Source organism: Nitrospira sp. BLG_2 (assembly GCF_049222245.1).
In genome coordinates this window covers 1-2,464 of the sequence record NZ_JBLYIG010000215.1, presented here as the reverse complement: position 1 = coordinate 2,464, position 2,464 = coordinate 1, and the positions used below count along the sequence as shown (strand labels likewise).

General features: G+C 55.2%; 2 protein-coding genes and 1 pseudogene. All 3 read left to right on the top strand.

The features are described 5' to 3' along the window. The first annotated feature begins 51 nt into the window (after window positions 1–51). Complete coding sequence (locus ACOSYY_RS06125; protein ID WP_421661380.1) at window positions 52–1,221, top strand: MFS transporter; 1,170 nt, start codon at window positions 52–54, stop codon at window positions 1,219–1,221. A 157-nt stretch (window positions 1,222–1,378) separates the two neighbouring features. Continuing rightward, window positions 1,379–2,035: a riboflavin synthase gene (locus ACOSYY_RS06120; protein WP_421661379.1), complete on the top strand. Its 657-nt coding sequence runs from the start codon at window positions 1,379–1,381 to the stop codon at window positions 2,033–2,035. Between the two features lie 65 nt (window positions 2,036–2,100). Continuing rightward, window positions 2,101–2,380, top strand: a pseudogene (locus tag ACOSYY_RS06115) (type II toxin-antitoxin system RelE/ParE family toxin). The last annotated feature ends 84 nt before the right edge of the window (window positions 2,381–2,464 follow it).

The window sequence follows — 2,464 nt, the reverse complement described above, 5'->3', positions numbered from 1 at the left end:
GAAGGGACGACCAAGCACCGACAAAGGTAGCTCGAACGGTAGATCGATTCCATGACGCAATCACGCAGTTTCGTGCTCATCTGCACGGTCGGCATCTTTTGCTTCATCAGCTACAACATGGTGCGGATGCCCGCGCTTTCCTTGTTCGCCGAATCGCTCGGCGCGAGTCCGGAACGGATCGGTCTGATCGTGTCTGTTTCAACCTTGACGGGCGTCTTGCTGAAACTGCCCTCCGGCGCTCTCTCCGATATCTATGGAAGGCGGTTCTTGTTGCGGATCGGCGTGGTGGCGTTCGGGCTGCCGCCGTTTCTTTATCCCTTCATTACGAACTTGGACGCGCTGACGGCGCTACGGTTCGTTCACGGCTTCGCCACGGCCATCTTCGCTCCAAGCGCGCTGGCCACCGTGGCGGAGCTCTATCGGGAACGGCGTGGCGCGGCGCTGGGGACCTATACGGCCTGCACGCAGTCCGGCTCTCTCCTGGGCCCTTTTCTCGGAGGGTACCTTATCCATGCGGCAGGATTTTCCACTGCGTTTGTCATGGCCGGCGTCTTCGGCTGCATCGCCATGGTGTTGTTCTATAGCCTGCATCTTGATGTCTCGGTGCCGCAGAGAAAGGGGCAGGGGACGACTGTTGTGCTGGCCGAGATGTGGAAAGGATTTGCCGTTGTCGCCAAAAACACCAAGGTACTGATCACCAGTATGACCGATGCCGCCAAGATGATCGCCAATGGAGCCTTGATGGCGTTTCTCCCATTGTATGGCATCTCGGCAGGTCTGAATCCGGGAGAAGTGGGGAGCCTGTTCACCGTGCAGGCCTTCACGTCGTTTTTTTCCAAGCCCATTATGGGAAGGATATCCGATCGAGTCGGTCGTCAGCCATTGATTGTCCTTGGTCTATGCATTTGCGCCGGAACCTTTGTCTGTATTCCGCACGTGTCGATGTTTCCCGTCTTGCTCTTGCTGTCGGCTGGGTTCGGTTTCGGTGAGGCGGTTGTGTCCTCCTCCTCCTCTGCATTGGTGGCGGACAGTTCCGAGTTCAAGACCCTGGGGGCCGGCATGGGGATGCAGGGGACGATCATGGATATCGGACATGCGAGTGGGCCGTTGCTGGCCGGTCTCTTGATTGCGAACCTGAGTTATCCCATGGCCTTTGCCATCATTGCCGGAATGCAACTGGCGGCGGCAAGCGTGTTCTGGGTAGCGATGAAGAGAATGTAGACGCTGCTATCTCGATAACGGCTGCGATATAATGGTCGCGTGATGACAGAGATTGCGACCGGAAATCTTGTGATCGGCGCGCTGGCCAGTCTGGGCGTCTTTATTTGCTTGTGCTGTTTGTCTATGTGGTGAAACTGATCATCCTGAGGAAAGACTGATGTTCTCCGGTATCATTGAAGAAATGGGCGCGATTACTGTCTTGAGAAAAACACTTGAGGGAACCAAACTCACTATTCTGGCTTCGACGGTGATGGGCGACCTGAAGATCGGAGACAGCGTGAGTGTGGATGGAATTTGTCTCACGGTCGTATCAAGAAGCGAGCGTGACTTTTCCGTAGAAGTGTCGCCCGAAACACTTTCGGTGACGACTCTCGGCAATTTCGCTGTGGGCCTGCCGGTCAATCTAGAAAGAGCCATGAAGCTCAACGAGCGAATCGGCGGACATCTTGTCGCAGGTCATGTGGATGGGGTCGGTGTGATCCGCCGTCGACAACAAGATGCCAACGCGATCATGTTTACCATCGAGGCGCCGCAACATATTTTGCGGTATTGCGTGGTGAAAGGCTCGGTGACGGTCGATGGGATCAGTTTGACGATCAATGATATGAGCGACAAGGGGTTTTCCGTCGCCATCATTCCGCACACGGCAAAGGCGACGACAATCGGCCTCAAACAGGTGAATGATCCCGTCAACCTTGAATCGGACCTCATCGGAAAATACGTCGAGCGGCTGCTCCAAGAACGGGGCCAGGTTGCGCCCAAGCCGACTCCCGTTATCGACAAAGACTATCTCCAGAAGCGGGGATTGATTTAATCGCTGCGACGGGGCAGTGGTTCTGTCTTATATCGTGTTTAGTCGTTTCTCCTGGTGCACCTCTGGTGATACAGTCATTCCGATCAAAGGCGACCGAGTCGTTGTTCGCCGATGAAGAGGTGCCGCGCTGTCGGGCATTTGAGAGGATCGCCAGACGAAAGCTGTTGCCGCTCCATCGCGCGAAATCGCTGGAAGATCTGCGCATTCCGCCAGGAAACCGCTTGTGAAGCCTTGCGTGGAAATCGAAAGGGGCAGTACAGCATTCGAATTAACGATCAGTGGAGGATTTGTTTTGTGTGGGCTCAGGGCGATGCCCGTGATGTTGAGATTGTGGACGACCATTGAGGTGTAATATGGCGCGCAAACGGTTGCTAGAGCCGATACATCCGGGGGAAATTTTGCTTGAAGAGTTCATGAAGCCAATGGACA